This window comes from Streptomyces sp. NPDC046985 (genome assembly GCF_040644415.1).
Taxonomy (GTDB): Bacteria; Actinomycetota; Actinomycetes; order Streptomycetales; family Streptomycetaceae; genus Streptomyces.
Genome location: NZ_JBEYWK010000011.1, coordinates 228,954 through 250,715, shown reverse-complemented (window position 1 = coordinate 250,715; position 21,762 = coordinate 228,954). Strand labels below are relative to the sequence as shown.

At 72.5% G+C, this 21,762-nt stretch carries 18 protein-coding genes and 3 pseudogenes; 14 read left to right on the top strand and 7 right to left on the bottom strand.

The genetic code is table 11. The annotated features are described in order from the left end of the window. From ABZ861_RS16910 to ABZ861_RS16895, 4 genes and pseudogenes are all read right to left on the bottom strand, one after another. Positions 1-441 (bottom strand): annotated as a pseudogene (locus ABZ861_RS16910) (hypothetical protein); the annotation flags it as partial. Further along, positions 438-2,090: a multicopper oxidase family protein gene (locus ABZ861_RS16905; RefSeq protein WP_361630437.1), complete on the bottom strand. Its 1,653-nt coding sequence runs from the start codon at positions 2,088-2,090 to the stop codon at positions 438-440. The gene ABZ861_RS16905 and the pseudogene ABZ861_RS16910, both read right to left, overlap by 4 nt. A 253-nt stretch (positions 2,091-2,343) precedes the next feature. Then, a complete protein-coding gene (locus ABZ861_RS16900; RefSeq protein WP_361630434.1) occupies positions 2,344-2,505 on the bottom strand; it encodes a hypothetical protein in 162 nt (53 codons plus the stop codon). Positions 2,506-2,758: 253 nt separating this feature from the next. Then, positions 2,759-3,235 (bottom strand): ATP-binding protein, encoded by a 477-nt coding sequence (locus tag ABZ861_RS16895; protein ID WP_361630431.1) that lies wholly within the window; start codon positions 3,233-3,235, stop codon positions 2,759-2,761. 392 nt (positions 3,236-3,627) lie between these two features. Between ABZ861_RS16895 and ABZ861_RS16890 the strand changes: the two genes are divergently transcribed. Beyond that, the gene (locus ABZ861_RS16890; RefSeq protein ID WP_361630428.1) at positions 3,628-4,047 is read left to right on the top strand and encodes an ATP-binding protein; all 420 of its coding nucleotides are present in this window, start codon (positions 3,628-3,630) and stop codon (positions 4,045-4,047) included. On the opposite strand, the gene ABZ861_RS16885 is transcribed toward ABZ861_RS16890, so the two are convergent. Then, a complete protein-coding gene (locus ABZ861_RS16885) occupies positions 4,037-4,765 on the bottom strand; it encodes a L,D-transpeptidase family protein (RefSeq protein WP_361630425.1) in 729 nt (242 codons plus the stop codon). The two genes, ABZ861_RS16890 and ABZ861_RS16885, sit on opposite strands and share 11 nt — an antisense overlap. Before the next feature lie 165 nt (positions 4,766-4,930). Here ABZ861_RS16885 and ABZ861_RS16880 point away from each other — a divergent pair, with 165 nt between their 5' ends. From ABZ861_RS16880 to ABZ861_RS16855, 6 genes are all read left to right on the top strand, one after another. Then, positions 4,931-5,152 (top strand): hypothetical protein, encoded by a 222-nt coding sequence (locus tag ABZ861_RS16880; RefSeq protein ID WP_361630422.1) that lies wholly within the window; start codon positions 4,931-4,933, stop codon positions 5,150-5,152. A gap of 274 nt (positions 5,153-5,426) precedes the next feature. Beyond that, positions 5,427-6,716, top strand: a complete 1,290-nt coding sequence (locus ABZ861_RS16875; protein WP_361630419.1) for an FAD-dependent oxidoreductase — start codon at positions 5,427-5,429, stop codon at positions 6,714-6,716. Between the two features lie 49 nt (positions 6,717-6,765). Continuing rightward, positions 6,766-7,341, top strand: coding sequence for a TetR/AcrR family transcriptional regulator (locus tag ABZ861_RS16870; protein ID WP_361630417.1), 576 nt, complete (start codon positions 6,766-6,768; stop codon positions 7,339-7,341). 326 nt (positions 7,342-7,667) lie between these two features. Continuing rightward, a complete protein-coding gene (locus tag ABZ861_RS16865) occupies positions 7,668-10,406 on the top strand; it encodes a SpoIIE family protein phosphatase (RefSeq protein ID WP_361630415.1) in 2,739 nt (912 codons plus the stop codon). Between the two features lie 186 nt (positions 10,407-10,592). After that, positions 10,593-12,269 carry a cytochrome c oxidase subunit I gene (gene ctaD / locus ABZ861_RS16860; protein WP_361630413.1) on the top strand — a complete coding sequence of 559 codons (1,677 nt, stop codon included), beginning with the start codon at positions 10,593-10,595 and terminating at the stop codon, positions 12,267-12,269. Then, positions 12,266-12,634: a cytochrome C oxidase subunit I gene (locus tag ABZ861_RS16855; protein WP_361630410.1), complete on the top strand. Its 369-nt coding sequence runs from the start codon at positions 12,266-12,268 to the stop codon at positions 12,632-12,634. The genes ctaD and ABZ861_RS16855 overlap by 4 nt, the downstream gene beginning before the upstream one ends. Positions 12,635-12,763: 129 nt before the next feature. Here ABZ861_RS16855 and ABZ861_RS16850 read toward each other — a convergent pair whose 3' ends face one another. After that, a complete protein-coding gene (locus tag ABZ861_RS16850) occupies positions 12,764-12,937 on the bottom strand; it encodes a hypothetical protein (protein ID WP_361630469.1) in 174 nt (57 codons plus the stop codon). Between the two features lie 11 nt (positions 12,938-12,948). Next, positions 12,949-13,035 (bottom strand): annotated as a pseudogene (locus ABZ861_RS16845) (roadblock/LC7 domain-containing protein); the annotation flags it as partial. 325 nt (positions 13,036-13,360) lie between these two features. On the opposite strand from ABZ861_RS16845, the gene ABZ861_RS16840 reads away from it, so the two are divergent. From ABZ861_RS16840 to ABZ861_RS16810, 7 genes and pseudogenes are all read left to right on the top strand, one after another. After that, complete coding sequence (locus tag ABZ861_RS16840) at positions 13,361-13,645, top strand: roadblock/LC7 domain-containing protein (RefSeq protein WP_361630407.1); 285 nt, start codon at positions 13,361-13,363, stop codon at positions 13,643-13,645. Between the two features lie 49 nt (positions 13,646-13,694). Continuing rightward, entirely contained in the window at positions 13,695-14,717 is a 1,023-nt protein-coding gene (locus ABZ861_RS16835) for a GAF domain-containing protein (protein ID WP_361630404.1), read from the top strand. A gap of 237 nt (positions 14,718-14,954) precedes the next feature. Next, positions 14,955-16,595, top strand: coding sequence for a phosphoglucomutase (alpha-D-glucose-1,6-bisphosphate-dependent) (gene pgm, locus ABZ861_RS16830; protein WP_361630401.1), 1,641 nt, complete (start codon positions 14,955-14,957; stop codon positions 16,593-16,595). A gap of 88 nt (positions 16,596-16,683) precedes the next feature. Continuing rightward, on the top strand, positions 16,684-17,124 hold the full coding sequence (locus ABZ861_RS16825; protein ID WP_361630398.1) for a Fur family transcriptional regulator: 441 nt from the start codon (positions 16,684-16,686) through the stop codon (positions 17,122-17,124). Between the two features lie 33 nt (positions 17,125-17,157). Beyond that, on the top strand, positions 17,158-19,377 hold the full coding sequence (katG, locus tag ABZ861_RS16820; protein WP_361630395.1) for a catalase/peroxidase HPI: 2,220 nt from the start codon (positions 17,158-17,160) through the stop codon (positions 19,375-19,377). Positions 19,378-19,566: 189 nt separating this feature from the next. Next, complete coding sequence (locus ABZ861_RS16815) at positions 19,567-20,013, top strand: MarR family transcriptional regulator (protein ID WP_361630463.1); 447 nt, start codon at positions 19,567-19,569, stop codon at positions 20,011-20,013. A gap of 53 nt (positions 20,014-20,066) precedes the next feature. After that, positions 20,067-21,707, top strand: a pseudogene (locus tag ABZ861_RS16810) (MFS transporter); the annotation flags it as partial. Between the last annotated feature and the right edge of the window lie 55 nt (positions 21,708-21,762).

The window sequence follows — 21,762 nt, the reverse complement described above, 5'->3', positions numbered from 1 at the left end:
GCGCTCGACGACCTCCGAATAGGAGAGGTGGTCGATCTTCATCTCGAACGTGATGGTGTCGCCGCCCTCTTGGCAGCCGGCGGCCAGCACGGCGGAGGCCGCGGCGGCGGACCCGAACATCGAGGCGACGAAGACCAGCCCGCTGCCCAGGAAGACGGTCGCCAGGAACCTGTCCTCGGCCGCCCCGACGTGGGAGCGCACCACTCCGATGAACCACAGGAAGGAGATGCCGGCGAACGGCACCAGAGCGACCGCCGCCTGGACGGCGCCCCGGCCCGCGGCGGGCGCCGGCGCGGCGGCGACGCCCTGCGGCAGCGTCGTGCGGAGCAGCACGATCGCCGCCGCGAGCAGCAGGGCGAACAGCACCCCCGCCAGTCCGGCCGCCCGGGGCGCCCGCAGCGCCTGCTCCGTCGGCCGGGTCGCCGCCGCCGCGTTCGTCACTTGCGGTAGCCGAGGATGGTCATCATGCCGGACTCGGAGTGGTACTGGTTGTGGCAGTGCAGCATCCACAGGCCGGGGTTGTCCGCGTCGAAGTCGACGACCAGCTTGCGGTGCGGCAGCACGATCGCCGTGTCCTTGCGCGCCCCGAGATCGCCCAGGCCGGTCAGGGCGAACGTGTGGCCGTGCAGGTGCAGCGGGTGCCACATGTCGGTGCCGTTGATGAGGGTCAGCCGGACCCGCTCGCCCTGCCGGATCGGGTGGCGCTGTGCGACGGAGTACGGCCTGTGGTCGAACATCCAGTTGTAGTCCCGCATGTTCCCGGTGGCCCGGATCCGGATCTGGCGGTCGGGCTCGCGGTCGTCGTTCAGCGCCACCGACTCGTCGGGCGTCATGCGGCGGGCCGGCATGATCCGCCCGTCCAGTTCGTCGGGGCGCACCGAAGGTCCGGGCAGGCCCCTGCTCTTGCTGGTCCGCAGCACGGCCAGCGCCCCCGCCCCCCGCTGTTTGCCCTCGGCCACCGCCACCAGAGGGAACGTTCCGTCCTTGGCGGTGAAGACGACGTCGTAGCGCTCGGCCATCCCGATCAGCAGGGCGTCGGTCTCGCAGTGCTCGACCGGGTAGCCGTCGGTGTGCGTCACCGTCAAGGTGTGGTCGCCCAGGGCCACCCGGAAGGCGGTGTCGCCGCCCGCGTTGATGATCCGCAGCCGGATGCGGTCGCCGGGCCGGGCGTGGAACGACGTGGGCGCGGTCGGGACGCGGCCGTTGATGAGGTAGTGCGGGTAGGCCACGTTGCCGCCCATGCCGTCCAGCACGTCGCTGTGCGTGTCGCCCAGCACGCGGATCGGGCCGCCGCCGGAACCGCCCGGCGCCGCGGCGGTCCGGCCGTAGGGCGCGTGGCGCCCCGCGGAACCGCCGTGCTGGGACTCCCCGCCCATGTCCATGCTCGGCGGCGGGCGCTTGCCCCGGTGCAACTGCCGCAGCACCCCGTCCGGGGTGGAGCCGTCCACGCCGTCCACCCAGTCGTCCAGCACGACGATCCACTCCTTGTCGTACGACAGGGGCTCCTTGGGGTCGTCCACGATCAGCGGGGCGAACAGGCCCCGGTCGAGCTGCATGCCCAGGTGGGAGTGGAGCAGGTAGGTGCCCGGGTAGGACACGGTGAAGCGGTAGTCGAACTCCGAGCCCGGCTCGACGCCCTCCTGGGTGAGGCCAGGCACGCCGTCCATGTCGCAGCGCAGGCGCACACCGTGCGAGTGCAGGGTCGTCGACACCGGCAGGCGGTTGGCGAGCGTCAGAGACAGGATGTCGCCCGCGGTCACCCGGACCGGCCGGCCTGGCGCCGTATGCCCGTAGGCCCACGACCTGACGGTGGGTCCGCCCAGGTCGATCGTGGTCTCCTCGGCGGTGAACCGGTAGAAGCGCACCGGCCCTCCGTCGCGCTCGCGCTCCGTGGCCAGGACCTCGGGGTCGGAGGGATTCACGTACCCCTTGGGCCCCTCGGGCACGAAGCGGTGGTGGCCCCTGCCGCCCGGCCCCCGCGCGGACTGCGGGCCGGAGTGCGAGTCCGTCCCGGAACAGGCCCCCAGGAGTCCCGAGCCGGCAGCCATGATCGAGGCACTGAGCAAGGTGCGCCGCGTAGGTGTGTGCATGAATGAATAACACACGTTTTGGGGCGATATGTGGGAGAACCGATGCGGCGCGTCCGGTGAAGTCGGCCCTTAATTCCCGATGGCGGCGCTGTGCCGCGGCGCCGTCGTCACCCGGTCGGCGGCCGACCGGACCGCCCGGCGGGGGCTCAGGCGTCGATGCCGATGCCGGACCCGATCCCGCCCGCACGCGGCGAGGCACGCGCGGACGGGATCGGGCCCGGCGTCGGGCGGCGACTTCGCGGGGCGCGGTCCGTCACGTAGTGCGGGAGCTGTTCCGGCGGGCGTTGTTGTACGCGCGCAGCAGGTGCTTGGCCACCGCGCACGGCGCGCCGTCGGCGTGGCACTGGCGGCATGTCCGCAGGTGCTGCTGGTGGTCGGACTGCGCCTGCTGTACGGCGTCCTCCTGGGACGGCATGAGGATCCTCGCGCGCTGGTGGGGGACGGGCGGACGGCCCCCTCGAATCAGTTGTAGGGAGCACCTGACTCAGAGTTGATCATGTTACTGCCGGTAGTGGAAAACGCCGCCGACTACGCGGGATCACATGATCGCCCGTCAACCTCATGAAGATTCCGACCCGTTGCCGCGCCGAGGGCGTCCACCAGTGCACCAGTCCACCCTCGTGCCGACCTGTCGCGACGTGCCGGCCAGCCTCGACGGGCTGGCCGGGTCAGGCGGAGGAGCCGACGGAGCGGACGGCGCCGGAGGCGCCGGAGTCGTCGGCCGGTTCAGCGGCGCCGGGTACTCCGCGGGGCCGGAAACAGGCGACGATGGTCTTGCCGTGGGGGCACGGACGCGTCTCCCACCAATCGGCCAGGGCGTCGACGAGGAGCATCCCCCGCCCGCCCAGGCTGTCCGGGCTCGGCTCCCGGGGGTGCGGCATCTCACTGGAGGCGTCGTGCACGGCCAGGTGCAGACAGCGGTTGTCCCAGGCCAGCACCATCTGGGCGCTGCTGTGGGCGTGCTTGTGGGCGTTGGTGACCAGTTCCGAGACGGTCAGCAGCACGGAGTCCACCGTCTCCGGATCCGCTTCCGTCCAGCCCAGTGACTCCAGGTGGTCGCGGGTCCATTCCCGCGCCGCCCTCACCTCGGTGTCCATCGGCAGCGAGCGTGCCCAGCCCACCGCCCGTAGCGAAGCATCCCTCACGGGTCGGCCTTTCTGCTCAATCACGACGGTGACGGTGAGGCGTCTACCCCCGGGGCGGCGGACGACGCAGCCGAAACGGAGACGGCGGCCCGAGAGCGGGAGGAGAGCCGGGGGAGTGCGGGCGGAGAGCGGCCAGAGAGAAGGCGGGGGAGCGGCCGAAGAGAAGCCGCAGGGCAGCCGACGAGAAGCTGGGGGGAGGCCGGGAAGAACGCCGAAGAGAGGGCCGTCACGCGTGTGGTCGCCGCCGGTGCGGCTGTGACGCGGATGACAGCGGGAAGCCGGGCGTGTGGAAACGAAAGGGGGGTATATGCAGCCCTGTGAACAGGGTGGTGAAGGCGGTGGACATGGAACCCGTCCTCCTCGGAGGTGAGCGAAGGGCCTCGGATGCCGACGTGATAGCGACAGGGGTCGCTCTCGACGGGGACGGCGCCTGCATCGCCGAGGCCCGTCGTCTCGCGGCCCGATTCCTGAACCGGGTGCGGGCCGATTATGGCCTGCCGGTCTCCGACCGGGCCCTGGACGTGACCCAGTTGGTGGTCAGCGAGCTGGTCACCAACGCCCGCAAGTACGCCTCCGGGCCCATCCTCATGGACCTGCTGATCGTGGGCGCCGAGGTCGAGATCGCGATCTGGGACAGTGAGCCGGTGCTGCCGGTGGCCCGCGCGGCCGACCCGGGGCGGGTGGGGCAGCACGGCCTGGAGATCGTGATGGCCGTCGTGCAGGCGTTCGAGATGCGGCGGGAGCCAGTGGGCAAGCGCGTCATCGCGCGCATCGCCCTCCAGGACGGCCCGGAGACCGCCGTCAGGCGCTGAGGTCCCGGGAGTCGCCCATCACCACGACCGGGTGCTGCCGCGGGTCGAGGGTGCGCAGCAGGTACCGCATCGCCGACTCGGGCATGGAGACGCAGGCGGACGTGCCGCTGCCGTGGTCCATGTGCAGCCATATGCTGCCGCCCTTGCTCTGCCCCTCGGGCCGGACCGGGTCGTTGGGCGGGGTGCCCTTCACCCGGTTGTAGTCGATGGCTATGACGTAGTCGAAGTCGTGCCAGTAGGCCTTGTTCCAGTAGTGCGGCGCCTGGAACGAGGCCGATTCGGTGTACGGCAGCCGGGCGCCGGGGTCGTGCAGCACACCGCCCGCGTCGCTCAGCGTGAACACCCCTACCGGGCTGCGCTGGTCGCCCTCGCGGTGGTGCGCGGTCCATCCGCGCCGGCCGTTGTGCGCCCGCCAGGACTGCCCCCGCTCCCACACGGCGCCGTGCTTGGAAAACAGCTCGACCTTCGCCCCGGGAGAGTCCGGCCCGTCGCCGTACACGGCGACGACCTGGCGGGTGCTCGCGGGCACGCGCTGCCACAGCCGGTCGCCGACGCCGGGCACCCGCTTCAGCGGCGCGGCCGGGGCCGGCGCGTCGTCGGTCCGGCCGCTCGCGGCGGCCTTCTGGTCTCCCGAACCGCCGCAGGAAGTCAGGGACATCGCCACCGTCGCGCACAGGGCCGCCGCGGCCGCCGTCCGCATCGCACCGCTCGTCAGCATGGGCCCATGATTCCACCGCGCTCTCCGGGCCCGGCGCCCGCCCCCCGGAAGACGCCGCCCGGCCCCGGTGAGGACGTGTCACCCGAATGGCCCTCCGTGGCAGCGTGCGCTGGGCTGATTGGGTGTCTCCTGGAGGAAGAGAGGCGTCCACCAAGGGAGCCGATCATGTATGAGATGTGTGCAGGAGTCGAGAAACCCGGCGACGCACTGGTGTGGCATGTCATGGCCAAAAGTACGGCCAAGACGCTGTGCGGTCGTCGGCTCGGCCAACGCGTCGACGGGGAGAGCGCACAGCGGGCAGGCCACTGCTCTCATTGCATGGCCCTGTTCGGGAAGCTGATGACCGCACCACCGGCCGTCAGCACCCCCGCCGGCACGGACCGCTGAGGTCCGCGTTCCGAGGTCTGCCCGCCGGGGACCTGTCCCCCGGCGGGCAGACCTTCGCGCTGTGCGGGGCCCACGGGCGCCGTGGGGCGCGGTCGCGTCAACGGTTTGACGCGTTTTCGGCGACCTGGCCCCTTATCGCTTCCGGATATCGCTTCCAGGCGGCGGCCGGTGGGTAACCTTGAGCGGCGAAGGGGGAGGCGCGCGGCGGCGCGCCCGTCCCGCACCAACGCGCCCGCCTTGGGGAAGGCGGCGAGGGGACCAGTCGGGGGGATGCATGACGCAGTCGCTTCCGTGGCAACGCCCGCTCCGCGAGGAGGCGTTCGCGGGACGCCGGGAGCCGCCGACCGTGGTGATCGGCGCCGGGCCGTACGGACTGTCGATCGCCGCGCACCTGCGGGCCCTCGGAAGGCCCGTGCGCGTCTTCGGCGAGGTCATGGGCAGTTGGCGGCACGCCATGGCCACCGGGATGTTCCTGAAGTCGACCCCGGACGCGGTCGACCTGTCCGCGCCCGAACCCGGAGGACGGCTCGCGGACTTCCTCCAGGCGCACGGCGAGCGCGCGCTGACCGAGCTCACCCCGATCCCGTGCGACGTCTTCGTCCGCTACGGCCAGTGGTTCCAGAAGCGGTACGTCGGCGAGGTGGAGCCGGTCCGGGCGGCGAGCGTGGACCGTGCGCCCGGCGGCGCCGGCCTCGCCGTGCGCCTGGACGACGGGCAGGAGCTGGCGGCCCGCCGCGTCGTCGTGGCCACCGGACTGAACGGCCTGGCCCACGTGCCGGCGGAACTCGCGCGGCTCGCGCCCGACGGGCCCGCGGCGCACGCCCTGGTGTCGCACACCAGTCAGCACACGGACCTGTCCCGGTACGCGGGCCGCCGGGTCGCCGTCGTCGGGGGCGGTCAGTCCGCGCTGGAGAGCGCGGCCCTGCTGCACGAGGCCGGCGCCGACGCGCAGGTGCTGGTCCGCGAGCGCGACCTGCTCTGGGGGGACACGCCCGAGCTCGCCCGGCCGTGGACGCGGCGCGTCACCCGGCCCGGCTCGCCGCTGGGCAGCGGATGGATCCTCGCCGCGGTCTGCCGGGCCCCGGGCGGTGTGCGGCGGCTTCCGGCGGCCGCCCGGCTGCTGCTGTTCCGGCGCGCGCTGCGCCCCTCGGGCGGTTGGTGGCTGCGCGACCGGGTCGAAGGCGTCGTACCGGTGCGCACGGCATGCCGGGTGGTCGGCGCCGAGGCGGCCGGGTCCGCCGTCCGGCTGGAGCTGGCCGGGAGGGGAGGCGCGGCGCGGACCCTGACCGTCGACCACGTGCTGGCCGCCACCGGTTACCGGCTCGACGTGGACGCGCTCTCCTTCCTGTCGCCCGGGGTGCGCCGCGCGCTGGCGCTCGTCCCCGGCTCGAAGGCGCCGCGGCTGTCCGCGGCGTTCGAGTCGTCCGTGCCCGGCCTGTACTTCACCGGCTCGTTGGCGGCGCCGACGTTCGGCCCCATGCTGCGCTTCGTCGCCGGCGCCGAGTACACCGCCGCACGGGTCGCCCGCGCGGCGGGGGCCGCCTCTCGCCGCCCGGTTGCCTAAAAGATTTAGGAAGAAGCATAATCCCTTCAGGCAACCGAAGGGACGCACCGTGCCGCGCGCTGGACTCACCGCCGACCGCCTGATCCGGGCCGGCGCCGACCTGGCCGACGAGGTCGGCTTCGACCAGGTCACCGTCTCGGCCCTGGCCAGACGCTTCGACGTCAAGGTCGCGAGCCTGTACTCGCACCTGAAGAACTCCCAGGACCTCAAGACCGGGATCGCCCTGCTGGCGCTGGAGGAACTGGCCGACCGCACCGCCGACGCTTTGGCCGGGCGGGCGGGCAAGGACGCCCTGGCCGCGTTCGCCGGCGTCTACCGCGACTACGCCCGCGCACACCCCGGCCGCTACGCCGCCGCCCGCCTCCCGCTCGACGCCGAGACCGCCGCCGCGAGCGCCGGCGTCCGGCACGCGCAGATGATGCGGGCGGTCCTGCGCGGCTACGACCTGGCCGAACCCGACCAGACGCACGCCGTCCGGCTGCTGGGCAGCGTCTTCCACGGCTACGTCAGCCTGGAGCTGGCGGGCGGCTTCAGCCACAGCGCGCCCGACGCCCGGGAGACCTGGACCTGGGTCCTGGACCAGGTGGACGCCCTGCTGAGGAACCTGTCCGCACCGCACGCTTGACGACCGCGCCCGGTGCTCCTGCGCTTGCCGCCGAGCACCTTCTGCGCCCGCCGCACGCCGAGCACCCTTTGCGCCCGTCGCCCACCGAGCGCCCTCTGCGCCAGCCCGCCGAACACCCCTTGCGCCCGCCCGTCGGCGCCCCGCCCGCCCGGCGGCCGGGCGGGCGGGCGGGGCGCCGCAGAGCTGAGTGGGGGCGCCGACGATCGGTGCCGTGGCCGGAGAAGCCGCCACAGCATCCAGGACCGGGGCGTCGACTAGGTTATGTCCCGGTAAGGATAGTCGGACAAGTCGTGACGATTCGTGCGTGTCAGTGCTAAAAAGACAAAATGGCAGACGGTTTCACCCGTCCTCGACTGATCCGCGACCGTCTTCGACGGATACCGGGGCGGTCGCTGGCGGGACGGAGTCCGCGGAGCGTCGCCGGGCAGGTGTTCGCCTTTCAGGCGGCTCTGGTGGTGCTGCTGGTGGCCTTCGCCGTCTTCGCTCTCGTCCTGCAGTCCGAGCGGGACACCGGCGCCGAGGCCAGGCGCCGTTCCGTGGCCGTGGCCCAGACCTTCGCGCACTCGCCGGGCGTCCTGGCCGCGCTCAAGGCGCCCGACCCGTCGAAGGTGCTCCAGCCGCTGACGGAGGCGGCCCGCGGATCGGCCGGCGTCGACTTCATCGTGGTCATGGACACCCACGGCATCCGCTACACCCACCCGCTGCCGGACCGCATCGGCAAGCGGTTCGTCGGGGACATCGGGCCGTCCCTGGCGGGCCGGGTGCGCACCGAGGGCGTGCACGGACCGCTCGGCGAGGAGACGCAGGCCATCGTGCCGGTGAGGAGCGCCGACGGGCACGTGGTGGCCCTGGTCGCCGCCGGGATGAAGGTCGCGAACGTGGTCACCGCGGTCGACCGGCAGATCCCGATCATCCTGATCGCCGGGGCGGCGGCGCTCGGCGGCGCCACCGCCGTGACCCTGTTCGTGAACAAGCGGCTGCGCCGCCAGACGCACAGCCTGGGGCCGGCCGAGATGACCCGGATGTACGACCACCACGACGCGGTGCTGCACTCCGTGCGCGAGGGCGTGCTCATCGTCGGCGACGACGGCAGGCTGCTGCTCGCCAACGACGAGGCCCGGCGGCTGCTGGACCTGCCCCCGGACGCCGAGGGCCGCGACGTCACCACCCTGACCGGCCTCGAGCCCGACACGGTCGCCCTGCTCGCCTCCGGCCGTGAGGCCACCGACGAGGTCCTGCTCGCGGGCGGCGTGCTGCTCGCCGTCAACCAGCGGCCCACCGACCGCGACGGCGGCCCCAAGGGCGCCGTCCTCACGCTGCGCGACTCCACCGAACTCCAGGCCGTCTCCGGCCGCGCCGAGGTCGCCCGGGAACGGCTCGACCTCCTCTACGACGCCGGGATGGCCATCGGCACCACCCTCGACGTGACCCGCACCGCCGACGAACTCGCCGAGGTCGCCGTCCCCCGCTTCGCCGACTTCGTCACCGTGGACCTCGCCGACGCCGTGCTGCACGGCGAAGAACCCGGCAGCGAGGCCACGGGCGTGCGCCGCGTCATCGCCCGCGGCGTCCGCGACGACCACCCGCTCTACGAGAAGGGGCGGCTGATCGACTTCCTGCCCACCACGCCCATGGCCCGCGGCTACGGCAGCGGCCGCTCCGAACTGGTGACCGATCTGTCGACCGCGCTGGGCTGGCGCGCACAGGACCCCGAGCGCACCGGGCGGATCGTCGACTACGGCATCCACTCGCTGATCTCGGCGCCCATCCAGGCCCGCGGCGTCGTGCTCGGCGTGGCCAACTTCTGGCGCTGCAAGGAGCACGGCGCCTTCGACGACGAGGAGCTGTCCCTGGCCGAGGAACTGGTCGCCCGCGCCGCGGTCAGCATCGACAACGCCCGCCGCTACGCCCGCGAGCACGCCCTGGCGGTCACCCTGCAACGCAGCCTGCTGCCGCGCGCCCTGCCCGAGCAGAGCGCCATCGAGGCCGGCTACCGCTACCTGCCCGCGCAGTCCGGCGTCAGCGGCGACTGGTTCGACGTGATCCCGCTGCCCGGCGGCCGGGTCGCGCTGGTCGTCGGCGACGTCGTCGGCCACGGCCTGCACGCCGCCGCCACCATGGGCCGCCTGCGCACCGCGGTGCACAACTTCTCCACCCTCGACCTGCCCCCCGACGAACTGCTCAGCCACCTGGACGACCTGGTCGGCCGGATCGACCAGGACGAGGCGTCCACCGGGGCCTTCGCCGCCGTCGTCGGCGCGACCTGCCTGTACGCGGTCTACGACCCCGTGACCCGCCGCTGCGCCATAGCCCGCGCCGGCCACCTCGCCCCCGCCCTGGTCAGCCCGGACGGCGCCGTCGCCTTTCCCGACCTGCCTTTCGGGCCGCCGCTCGGCCTGGGCGGCATGCCGTTCAGCACCGCCGAGCTGGAACTGGAGGAGGGCGCCCAGCTCGTGCTGTACACCGACGGCCTGATCGAGGACCGCAACCGCGACCTGGACGTGGGGATGGAACTGCTGCGCCAGGCCCTCGCCGGCCACCCGGCCCGGTCGCCCGAGGAGAGCTGCAAGGCGGTGCTGGACGAACTGCTGCCCGCGAAGCCCGAGGACGACGTCGCCCTGCTCATCGCCCGCACCCGGGGCCTGCCCGCGGACCAGATCGCCGACTGGGACGTGCCGCCCGACCCGGCCGCCGTCGCCCTCTCGCGCGAGGCGGCCTGCGCGCGACTTGAGGAGTGGGGCCTCGGGCGCCTCGCCTTCAGCATGGAACTCGTGCTCAGCGAGCTGGTCACCAACGCCCTGCGCTACGGCTCCCCACCCCTCCACGTCCGGCTGATCCACGACCGCGCCCTCATCTGCGAGGTCTCCGACGGCAGCAGCACCAGCCCGCACCTGCGCTACGCGGCGACCACCGAGGAGGGCGGCCGCGGCCTGTTCCTGGTGTCCCGGATGGCCGAGCGGTGGGGGACCCGCTACACGCCCCAGGGCAAGGTGATCTGGGCGGAGCTGTCACTCTCCGAGGACACGGCCGAGGGGGCGGACGCGGCCGAGCTGGGGGACGTCTGAGCGCGGGCTGCGGACGGGCGCGGGGGAGTGTAGGCCGAGCGGGTGGTTTCCGCGCGGACGCTGGGCCATCCCGGTGACGGCGAAGGCGGCTTCGGGCGCGCGAGCCGCGAGGATGGGGCCGAGCCCTGCGGACATTTCCGCGGAACTCAGGCATCCATGTCCGAGAGAAAGCGTGTTACGGGCCGCATGACACACGTTCAGCACACCACGCCGGAAGCCGCCGGCCAACGCCGCCAGCGGCCCGGAGCCGTGGTGGTGAAGTGGGCGACGACGACCGACCACAAGACGATCGGGTCGCTCTACCTGACCACCTCGTTCCTGTTCTTCCTCTTCGGCGGCGTCCTGGCGCTGGTGATGCGCGCGGAGCTGGCCCGCCCCGGACTCCAGATCGTCTCCACCGAGCAGTTCAACCAGGCGTTCACGATGCACGGCACGGTCATGCTGCTGATGTTCGCGACGCCGCTGTTCGCCGGCTTCACGAACTGGATCATGCCGCTCCAGATCGGCGCCCCGGACGTGGCGTTCCCGCGGCTGAACATGCTGGCCTACTGGCTGTACCTGCTCGGCTCGCTGATCGCGGTGGGCGGCTTCCTCACCCCGCAGGGCGCGGCCGACTTCGGCTGGTTCGCCTACTCGCCGCTCACCAGCGCGGTGCACTCGCCCGGCGTCGGCGGCGACCTGTGGATCATGGGCCTGGCGCTCTCCGGCTTCGGCACGATCCTGGGCTCGGTCAACTTCATCACCACCATCGTGTGCATGCGCGCCCCCGGCATGACCATGTTCAGGATGCCGATCTTCGTGTGGAACGTGCTGCTCACCAGCGTCCTGGTGCTGCTGGCCTTCCCCGTCCTGGCGGGCTCGCTGCTGGCGCTGGAGGCGGACCGCAAGTTCGGCGCCCTGGTCTTCGAGCCGGCCAGCGGCGGCGCCCTGCTGTGGCAGCACCTCTTCTGGTTCTTCGGCCACCCCGAGGTGTACATCATCGCGCTGCCGTTCTTCGGCATCGTCTCGGAGGTCATCCCGGTCTTCTCCCGCAAGCCGATGTTCGGCTACATGGGCCTGATCGGCGCGACCATCGCCATCTCGGGGCTGTCCGTGACGGTGTGGGCGCACCACATGTACGTCACCGGCGGTGTGCTGCTGCCGTTCTTCTCGTTCATGAGCTTCCTGATCGCGGTGCCGACCGGGGTGAAGTTCTTCAACTGGATCGGCACCATGTGGAAGGGCTCGCTGTCCTTCGAGACGCCGATGCTGTGGACGGCCGGCTTCCTCGTCACGTTCCTCTTCGGCGGTCTGACCGGCGTGCTGCTGGCCTCGCCGCCGCTGGACTTCCACGTCTCCGACTCCTACTTCGTGGTGGCGCACTTCCACTACGTCGTCTTCGGCACGGTCGTCTTCGCGATGTTCTCCGGCTTCCACTTCTGGTGGCCGAAGTTCACCGGCAAGATGCTCGACGAGCGCCTGGGCAAGCTGACCTTCTGGATGCTGTTCATCGGCTTCCACACCACGTTCCTGGTCCAGCACTGGCTGGGCGCCGAGGGCATGCCGCGCCGGTACGCCGACTACCTGGCGGCCGACGGCTTCACCGCCCTGAACACGGTCTCCAGCATCGGCTCCTTCGTGCTCGGCGCGTCGATGCTGCCGTTCCTCTACAACGTGTGGAAGACGGCCAAGTACGGCAAGCCGGTCGGCGTGGACGACCCCTGGGGCTTCGGCCGCTCGCTGGAGTGGGCGACCTCCTGCCCGCCGCCGCGCCACAACTTCGTCACCCTGCCCGTGATCCGCAGCGAGTCCCCGGCCTTCGACCTGGCCCACCCCGAGGTCGCGCTCACGGACAAGCGGGAGAACCTGGGCCTTCCGTCATGACGGACGCCCCGGGGCGCACGGGCGGCGAACCGGTCTCCGCCGCCCACGTCGTCAACCAGGTCGAGGGCTACCTGCTGTGGCAGTCCCGGGTGGCCGAGGCCGAGGAGCGGGCCCGCAGCTTCACCGAACCGCTCCAGTGGCTGACCACCGCGCAGCGGGAGGAGATCGAGCAGCACTACGTCCGTGACTGCCTCGGCCGGGCCCGAGCGGACCTCCAGCGCGTCGCGGACCGCTGCCGGGCCCTGCGCGGCGAGTACGAACAGCGCTACCGGCGGCTGCGGGCGCACTGCGTGGCCCTGGTGATCGCCGCCGCGGCCGTCCTCACCGCGGCGGCCCTGCTCGCCGTCTCCGTCACCCAGTCCTGACCGCCTGCCGCCGGGACCCGCCGCTTCCTCCACCGGTCGGAGCCGCTCGCGGACGCCGGTCCGGGCACGCGCCGACGGGACTCTCGGAAACGCCCTACTAGGCACGCCCTACGAGGCGCGGAACACGCCCTAGGAGGCGTGGACCGCGCCCCGGTCGGCGTCCGTCGGCCCCGGGTCCGCGGCGGCCGCACGGGCGCGGGCCGCCTCCAGCGCGTACAGCAGGATCTCCTTGCAGGAGGCGCGGTCGCGCACGTCGCACAGCACCACCGGCGTGGCCGCGTCGAGGTCGAGCGCCGTCCGCACCTGCTCGGCCGGGCGCCCTGGCCCGCCGCCGTGACGAACAGGAACGCCTTGTCCATCTGGATGACCGTCTGCTGCACCCGGCCGCTGTGGAAGTGGCGGGCGGCGCCCGCTTCGGCGGCGGCCCCCGGCCGGCCGAGCCGCTGCCCGTGCGGAGACGCGAGGCGCCGCAGGCGCCGCCCACGAGTGCGGACTACGCGGGCCCGCTGACGACGCCCTCCCCGGACGCCTCGGCTCGCGCGATGAGCGCCATCCAGCAGGGACTCATGCGGGTTGGGGCGTCCGAGGACGGCGGCCGTCCGCCCGGCGGTGACGAACGGACGGATGACCCGGCAGGCGGTGCCGCACACGAACTGCGCGGAACAGAACACGATGACTGAGCAGGCACACACCGGGCGTCAGCTCGGCTGGCTCCTGGAGTGACTGGTGAACCGGATCCCTCGGATCCGCTGCGCCATCGTGCTCTCCGGCGACGGTCTGCTGCTCGGCAGGTCCATGGACATGCTCCGCGACGACGCCGAGCACCTGTCCGCAGTGGCCTCGAGCGTGCACAGCCTTACCCGCGGCGCCCGGCCCGCCGAGACGGAGGTGGTCGGCGTACGCTGCGGTCAGCGCGTCAAGGGCGGCGGGGCTGTGGGCGGAGAGAGTCAAGGAAGCCAAGTAGACCATGCGGCACGGGCGTTGACTCTGAGACAGAGGGGCCGGGAATGACCGGGAGTGGTGAACAACCAAGGCCGCATCTCTGCTTTGATCGGATCTCATGGAATCCCTGTCACCCGAACAACACCGTGCCGCCGGGCAGCACCGGACGCAGCGGCTGCGGATTCTCGGCCTCAACACGCTGGAGGCGGAGGCGACGTTCGACCGGGTCGCGCGCCTCGCGGCCACCTTCACCCAGTCCCCGCTCGCCATGGTCAACTTCATCAACGACGAGCGGCAGATGTTCCGGGGCATGTACGTGCCCACCGGGTCCGGGGACGAACCCGTGGACACCGCGGGCGGCGGCATTCCCTTCGACCTGAGCGGCCTCGCCCGGGAGGCCCCCGGCGACTACGGCTTCTGCCCGCACGTGGTCGCCCAGCAGTCCCAACTGGCCCTGGAGGACGTCTTCGACTACCCCCGCTTCAAGGGCAACCCGCTGGTCAACGACCTGGGTGTGCGCTCCTATCTGGGCACCCCGCTGCGCGACAACACCGGCGTGATCCTCGGCACCGTCTGCGTCGCGGACGTCAAACCCCGCACCTGGGACCCGCAGGTGCGTCAGGGGATGCAGGAACTCAGCGAGACGCTGCTGTCGGAGTTCAAGCTGCGCGACAGCCTGCTCGCCCAACAGCAGGAGCTGTTCGCCGTGTTCGACGGGGCGCCGTTCCCGATCATGCTCACCGAGGGCCCTGAGCACCTGCTGCGCTACGCCAACGGCAAACAGGGCCAGTCCTTCGGCAGGGTGCCGCAGTTCAGCCTCGGCCGGGAGGCGCTGCCCGGACTGGACGAGATCGGCGTGTTCCAGGCGATGGACGACGCGCTGCGCACCGGCCGCCCCACCTCCGTCCCCCGGGCGTATCTCAGGACGTACGACTCCCCGACCCCGCAGGACTTCAACTTCATGTGCACGCCGATCCGCACGTCCCCCAGCGCCCCGTTCAAGGGCGTCCTCACCGTCGCGATGAACACCGCCGACCAGGGCTACGCGGGCGCCGAGTCGCAGGCGTTCGCGGCCAACGTCCAGCAGCGGTTCGAGCAACTGGGCGGCGGCGCGCTCTCCGGCGGCGTCCCCGCACGGTGACCGGCCGGGCGGCGCGAAGCCGCCGGGCCGCGCCGCCCGCGGCGGTCCCCGCGCGGACCGGGCCGTGCCCCCGCCGCCCGCCCACCGGAAGCCGCCGCCCGAAAGCCGCCCCCCCGGAAGTCGTCGCTCCGGACCGGCGCCCCGCCGGGCCGGCATGCCTCCGATCAGCGCGGGGAGGGAAGATGACACCGCGAGCGGAGGCACGACCGAACCCGAAGAGCCCGAGGAGTGGGTGCCATGCAGCAGGAACGAGCGGGCCGGCCGGCCGGACCCGAAGACCTGATCGACGTCGCCCGGCTGGTGACCGCGTACTACGCGCTCCACCCCGACCCGGCCGAACCCGGTCAGCGTGTGGCGTTCGGCACGTCCGGGCACCGGGGCTCGTCGCTGGCGGCGGCGTTCAACGAGGACCACATCGCCGCGACCAGCCAGGCCATCTGCGAGTACCGGGCGCTTCAGGGCGCCGACGGCCCGCTCTTCCTCGGCGCGGACACGCACGCCCTGTCCGAGCCCGCACGGGTCACCGCGCTGGAGGTGTTCGCCGCCAACGACGTCACCGTGCTGATCGACGCCGCCGACGGCTACACCCCGACCCCGGCGGTCTCGCACGCCGTCCTCGCCCACAATCGCGGGCGTTCCTCCGGCCTCGCCGACGGCGTCGTCGTCACCCCCTCGCACAACCCGCCCGCCGACGGCGGCTTCAAGTACAACCCGCCCAGCGGCGGCCCGGCCGGCGCCGACGCCACCTCCTGGATCCAGGACCGGGCCAACGAGATCATCGCGGCCGGACTGAAGGACGTCCGGCGCGTCCCCTACGCGCGGGCGCTCACCGCCCCCGGCACCGGCCGCCACGACTTCCTGGACGCCTATGTGTCCGACCTGCCGAGCGTGCTGGACCTCGACGCGATCCGGGACGCGGGCGTGCGCATCGGCGCCGACCCCCTCGGCGGGGCGTCCGTCGCCTACTGGGGCCGCATCGCCGAGCAGCACCGGCTCGACCTGACCGTGGTCAACCCGCTCACCGACCCCGCCTGGCGGTTCATGACGCTGGACTGGGACGGCAAGATCCGCATGGACTGCTCCTCGCCGTACGCGATGGCCTCGCTGATCGAGCAGCGCGACCGGTTCCAGATCGCCACCGGCAACGACGCGGACGCCGACCGGCACGGCGTCGTCACCCCCGACGCGGGGCTGATGAACCCCAACCACTACCTGGCCGCAGCCATCTCCTACCTCTTCGCCCACCGCACCCGCTGGCCCGCCGAGGCGGGCGTGGGCAAGACCCTGGTGTCGTCCGGGATGATCGACCGGGTGGCCGCCGACCTCGGCCGCCGCCTGGTCGAGGTGCCCGTCGGCTTCAAGTGGTTCGTGGACGGCCTGGCCGACGGGTCGCTCGGCTTCGGCGGCGAGGAGTCGGCCGGCGCGTCCTTCCTGCGCCGGGACGGATCGGTGTGGACCACTGACAAGGACGGCATCGTCCTGGCGCTGCTCGCCTCCGAGATCACCGGCGTCACCGGCAGGACGCCCTCCGAGCACTACGCCGGCCTCACCGCGCGCTTCGGCGAGCCCGCCTACGCCCGCGTCGACGCGCCCGCCTCCCGCGAGGAGAAGGCCCGGCTGGCCAAGCTGTCCCCGGCCCAGGTCGGCGCCGACACCCTGGCCGGGGAGCCGGTCACCGCGGTCCTCACCGAGGCGCCGGGCAACGGCGCCTCCATCGGAGGCATCAAGGTCGCCACCGAGAACGCCTGGTTCGCGGCCCGCCCCTCCGGCACCGAGGACGTCTACAAGATCTACGCCGAGTCGTTCCGGGGCCCCGACCACCTGCGACAGGTGCAGGAGGAGGCCCAGCAGGTGGTCACGGCGGCGCTCGGCGGCTGAGCGGCCGCCCCGCCCGCCGCGTCGCCGTCTGAACTTTCATCGTTCGTTTTCTTGAATCATTCGTGTGTACGGGAGTAGCTTCGACGTCATGACGGCACCGAAGGCTCCGACCACGGCCCAGGAACTGCGCGGCGCGGGCCTGCGCGTGACCGCCGCCCGCGTCGCGCTCCTGGAGACCGTCCGCGCGGGCGACCACCTCGGCGTGGAGGCGCTCGCGTCCGGCGTGCGCGAGCGCGTCGGCCACATCTCGCTCCAGGCCGTCTACGAGGCCCTGCACGCCCTCACCGCGGCAGGACTCGTACGGCGCATCGAACCGGCCGGCAGCCCGGCCCGGTTCGAGGGGCGGGTCGGCGACAACCACCACCACCTGGTGTGCCGGTCGTGCGGCGCCGTCGCCGACGTCGACTGCGCGACCGGCGCGGCGCCCTGCCTGACCGCGTCAGAGGACCACGGCTTCGTGATAGACGAGGCCGAGATCGTCTACTGGGGCCTGTGCCCCGACTGCTCCACCACCGCCCGCAGCTCCTGAGCACCCTGATCCATCCCGTACGGAAGGATGCGCATGTCCGAGAACCACGACGCAATCGTCACCGACCCCAAGCCGGAGGAGAGCGGCGGCTGCCCGGTCGCGCACAGCCGCGCGCCGCATCCGACCCAGGGCGGCGGCAACCGCCAGTGGTGGCCGGAGCGGCTCAACGTGAAGATCCTCGCCAAGAACCCCGCCGTGTCCAACCCGCTCGGCGAGGACTTCGACTACGCCGAGGCGTTCGAGAGCCTCGACCTCGCCGCCGTGAAGCGTGACATCGCCGAGGTGCTGACCACCTCGCAGGACTGGTGGCCGGCGGACTTCGGCCACTACGGCCCGCTGATGATCCGCATGGCCTGGCACAGCGCGGGCACCTACCGCATCAGCGACGGCCGCGGCGGCGCCGGCGCCGGCCAGCAGCGCTTCGCCCCGCTCAACAGTTGGCCGGACAACGTCAACCTCGACAAGGCCCGCCGCCTGCTGTGGCCGGTGAAGAAGAAGTACGGCCAGAGCCTGTCTTGGGCCGACCTGATGATCCTCACCGGCAACGTCGCCCTGGAGACGATGGGCTTCGAGACCTTCGGCTTCGGCGGCGGCCGCAAGGACGTGTGGGAGCCGGAGGAGGACGTCTACTGGGGCCCGGAGACCGCCTGGCTCGGCGACGAGCGCTACACCGGCGACCGCGATCTGGAGAGCCCGCTCGGCGCCGTGCAGATGGGCCTGATCTACGTCAACCCCGAGGGCCCGAACGGCACGCCCGACCCGCTCGCCGCCGCCCGCGACATCCGCGAGACGTTCCGCCGCATGGCGATGAACGACGAGGAGACGGTCGCGCTGATCGCCGGCGGCCACACCTTCGGCAAGACCCACGGCGCCGGCCCCGCCGACCACGTGGGCGACGACCCGGAGGCCGCGAGCTTCGAGGAGCAGGGCCTCGGCTGGAACAACACCTACGGCACGGGCAAGGGCGCGGACGCCATCACCTCCGGCCTGGAGGTCACCTGGACCAGCACGCCCACCCAGTGGAGCAACACCTTCTTCGACAACCTCTTCGGCTACGAGTGGGAGCTGACCAAGAGCCCCGCCGACGCCCACCAGTGGAGGCCGAAGGACGGCGCGGGCGAGGGCACCGTCCCGCACGCCCACGACGCCTCCAAGAAGATCGCCCCGTCGATGCTCACCACTGACCTGGCGCTGCGCTTCGACCCGGTCTACGAGCCGATCTCCCGCCGCTTCCACGAGAACCCGCAGGAGTTCGCGGACGCCTTCGCCCGCGCCTGGTACAAGCTGACCCACCGCGACATGGGCCCGAAGTCCCTGTACCTCGGCCCGGAGGTGCCGCAGGAGACCCTGCTGTGGCAGGACCCGCTGCCCGAGGCCCAGGGCGAGCCCCTCGACGCCGCCGACGTCGCCACGCTCAAGCAGAAGCTGCTCGACTCCGGTCTGAGCGTCTCCCAGCTCGTCTCCGCCGCCTGGGCGTCGGCCTCGACGTTCCGCGGCAGCGACAAGCGCGGCGGCGCCAACGGCGCCCGCGTCCGCCTGGAGCCGCAGCGCGGCTGGGAGGCCAACGACCCCGACCAGCTCGCCGCGGTGCTGCGCACCCTGGAGGGCGTCCAGCGCGAGTTCGACTCCGGCGCCAAGAAGGTCTCCCTGGCCGACCTGATCGTCCTCGGCGGCGCCGCCGCCGTCGAGAAGGCCGCCAAGGACGCCGGGCACGACGTTGAGGTCCCGTTCACTCCGGGCCGCGTCGACGCCACCGAGGAGCACACCGACGCCGACTCCTTCGCCGCGCTCGAACCCTCGGCGGACGGCTTCCGGAACTACGCCGGGAAGGGCAACCGGCTGCCCGCCGAGCACCTGCTCCTGGACCGGGCCAACCTGCTCACCCTGAGCGCCCCCGAGATGACGGCCCTCGTCGGCGGCCTCCGCGTCCTCGGCGCGAACCACGCGCAGTCCTCGCACGGCGTGCTGACCGAGACCCCGGGGAAGCTGACGAACGACTTCTTCGTCAACCTCCTCGACCTCGGCGTCACCTGGAAGTCGACGTCCGGCGACCAGAGCGTCTTCGAGGGCCGTGACGCCACGGGCGCGGTCAAGTGGACCGGCACCCGCGCCGACCTCGTCTTCGGCTCGAACTCCGAGCTGCGCGCGCTCGCCGAGGTGTACGCGAGCGACGACGCGACGGAGAAGTTCGTACGGGACTTCGTCGACGCGTGGGTCAAGGTCATGAACCTGGACCGGTACGACCTGGTCTGACCGTCCCGCCGGGGCCGGCCGTCGCGTCCGAGCGGCGGCCGGCCCCGACGCGTACGCCCCTCGCCCCAGGGCGACGGGCCGCTTTCTCACCTGATTTTCATAGGCCGCCTATATAGGCGCCGTGATACTTGAGACGTGACTCACACCGACCGCGGAGACGACCCGCTGGCGCTGGAGGCCGCGCGGGCCCTGGCCGAGACGGCCGCCGCCGTCGTCCGCGCGGTCGCGGACCGGCGGGACCTGAGCTTCACCGCGGCCTCCACCCTGGGCCGCCTGGAACGCGAGGGCCCGGCCCGGCTCACCGCGCTGGCCGTCGCGGAAGGCGTCGCCCAGCCCTCGATGACCCAGCTCGTGCAGCGCCTGGAGCGCCAGAAGCTGGTGCGGCGCGTCGACGACCCGGGCGACGGACGCGTCAGCCTCGTCGCCGTCACCGGCGCCGGGCGCGACCTGCTCGCCGAGCGCAGGCGGGCCCGGGACACCCGGCTCGCCGACCTGCTGGCCGCCCTGCCCGCCGAGGACCTGCGGGCGCTGGCGGCCGCGGTCCAGACCGTGCGGCCCCTCGTGCGGCGCACGCTCGACGGCCCCCGGGCGCCGCGACCCGCGTCCCGTCCCGACCCCGAGGAGAGCCGGCGATGACCACCGAGCGGACCGACCGGGCGCCGGACGCCGGGCAGCACGCCAGGCGCAGGATGATCGGGGCGGACCACCCCCGCTACAAGTGGGTGGCGCTGACCAACACGACGGTGGGCATGCTGCTCGCCACGATCAACAGCTCCATCGTGCTGATCTCGCTGCCCGGCATCTTCACCGGCATCCGGCTCGACCCGCTCCGTCCCGCCAACGTCAGCTACCTGCTGTGGATGCTGATGGGCTACATGCTCGTCACCGCGGTCCTGGTGGTCGCCCTCGGCCGGCTCGGCGACATGATGGGGCGCGTCCGCATCTACAACGCCGGGTTCCTCATCTTCACGCTCACCTCCGTCGTCCTCTCCCTGGACCCCTTCCACGGCGGCGCGGGCGCGCTGTGGCTGATCGGCTGGCGCATCGTGCAGGCGGTGGGCGGCTCGATGCTCATGGCCAACTCCGCGGCCATCCTCACCGACGCCTTCCCCGCCCGGCAGCGCGGGATGGCGCTCGGCGTCAACATGGTGGCCGGCATCGCCGGGTCGTTCCTCGGCCTGGTCCTCGGCGGCGTGCTGGTCACCTGGAACTGGCGCTCCGTCTTCTGGGTCAACGTGCCCATCGGACTGATCGGCACCCTGTGGGGCTACACCTCGCTGCGCGAGACCGGCGTCCGCCGCCCCGGCCGTATGGACTGGTGGGGCAACGTCACGTTCGCCGTCGGGCTGACCGCGCTGCTCGCGGGCATCACCTACGGCATCCAGCCCTACGGCGGCCACACCATGGGCTGGGCCAGCCCTTGGGTGCTGGCCGGACTGATCGGCGGCCTGGCGACGCTCGCCGCCTTCTGCCTGATCGAGAGCAAGGTCGCCGAGCCGATGTTCCCGCTGCGCCTGTTCCGCGACGCGGCCTTCGCGGGCGGCAGCGCGGCCACCCTGCTCGGCGCCGTGGCCCGTGGCGGCCTTCAGTTCATGCTGATCATCTGGCTCCAGGGCATCTGGCTGCCGCTGCACGGCTACGACTACGCCGACACCCCGCTGTGGGCGGGCGTCTACATGCTGCCGCTCACCGTCGGCTTCCTGCTCGCCGGTCCCGTCTCCGGGGCGCTGTCCGACCGGTTCGGCGCACGGCTGTTCGCCGCCGCCGGGTTCGTGGTGATGGCGCTGTCGTTCGCCGGGCTGCTCGTGCTGCCCAGCGACTTCGACTACCGGGTGTTCGCCCTGCTCATCCTGCTCAACGGGCTCGGCGGCGGCCTGTTCGCGGCACCGAACACGTCGATCATCATGTCGAGCGTGCCGCCCGACGCCCGCGGCGCCGCCTCCGGCATGCGCGCCACCTTCCAGAACGCGGGCATGGTGCTGTCCATGGGCGTGTTCTTCTCCCTCATGGTGGCCGGACTCTCCCGGACCCTGCCGGACACGCTCAGCTCCGGTCTCACCGCGCAGGGCGTCCCGGCGCACGCCGCGCACGCCGTGGCGGGCCTGCCCCCGGTGGGCGTCCTTTTCGCCGCCTTCCTCGGCTACAACCCGATCCAGCATCTGCTGGGGCCGGACATCCTCGCCCGCCTGTCGCCGTCCGGCCAAGCCCACCTCACCGGCCGCGAGTACTTCCCGCACCTGATCGCGCAGCCCTTCCACGACGGTCTGGTCGTGGTCTTCTCCCTGGCCATCGCCATGTCGCTGGCGGCGGCGGCCGCCTCCCTGGTCCGCGACCGCCGCGGCGCCGCGCCCGGCCTGCTGTCCCCGGCCACCGAGACGAGCGCGG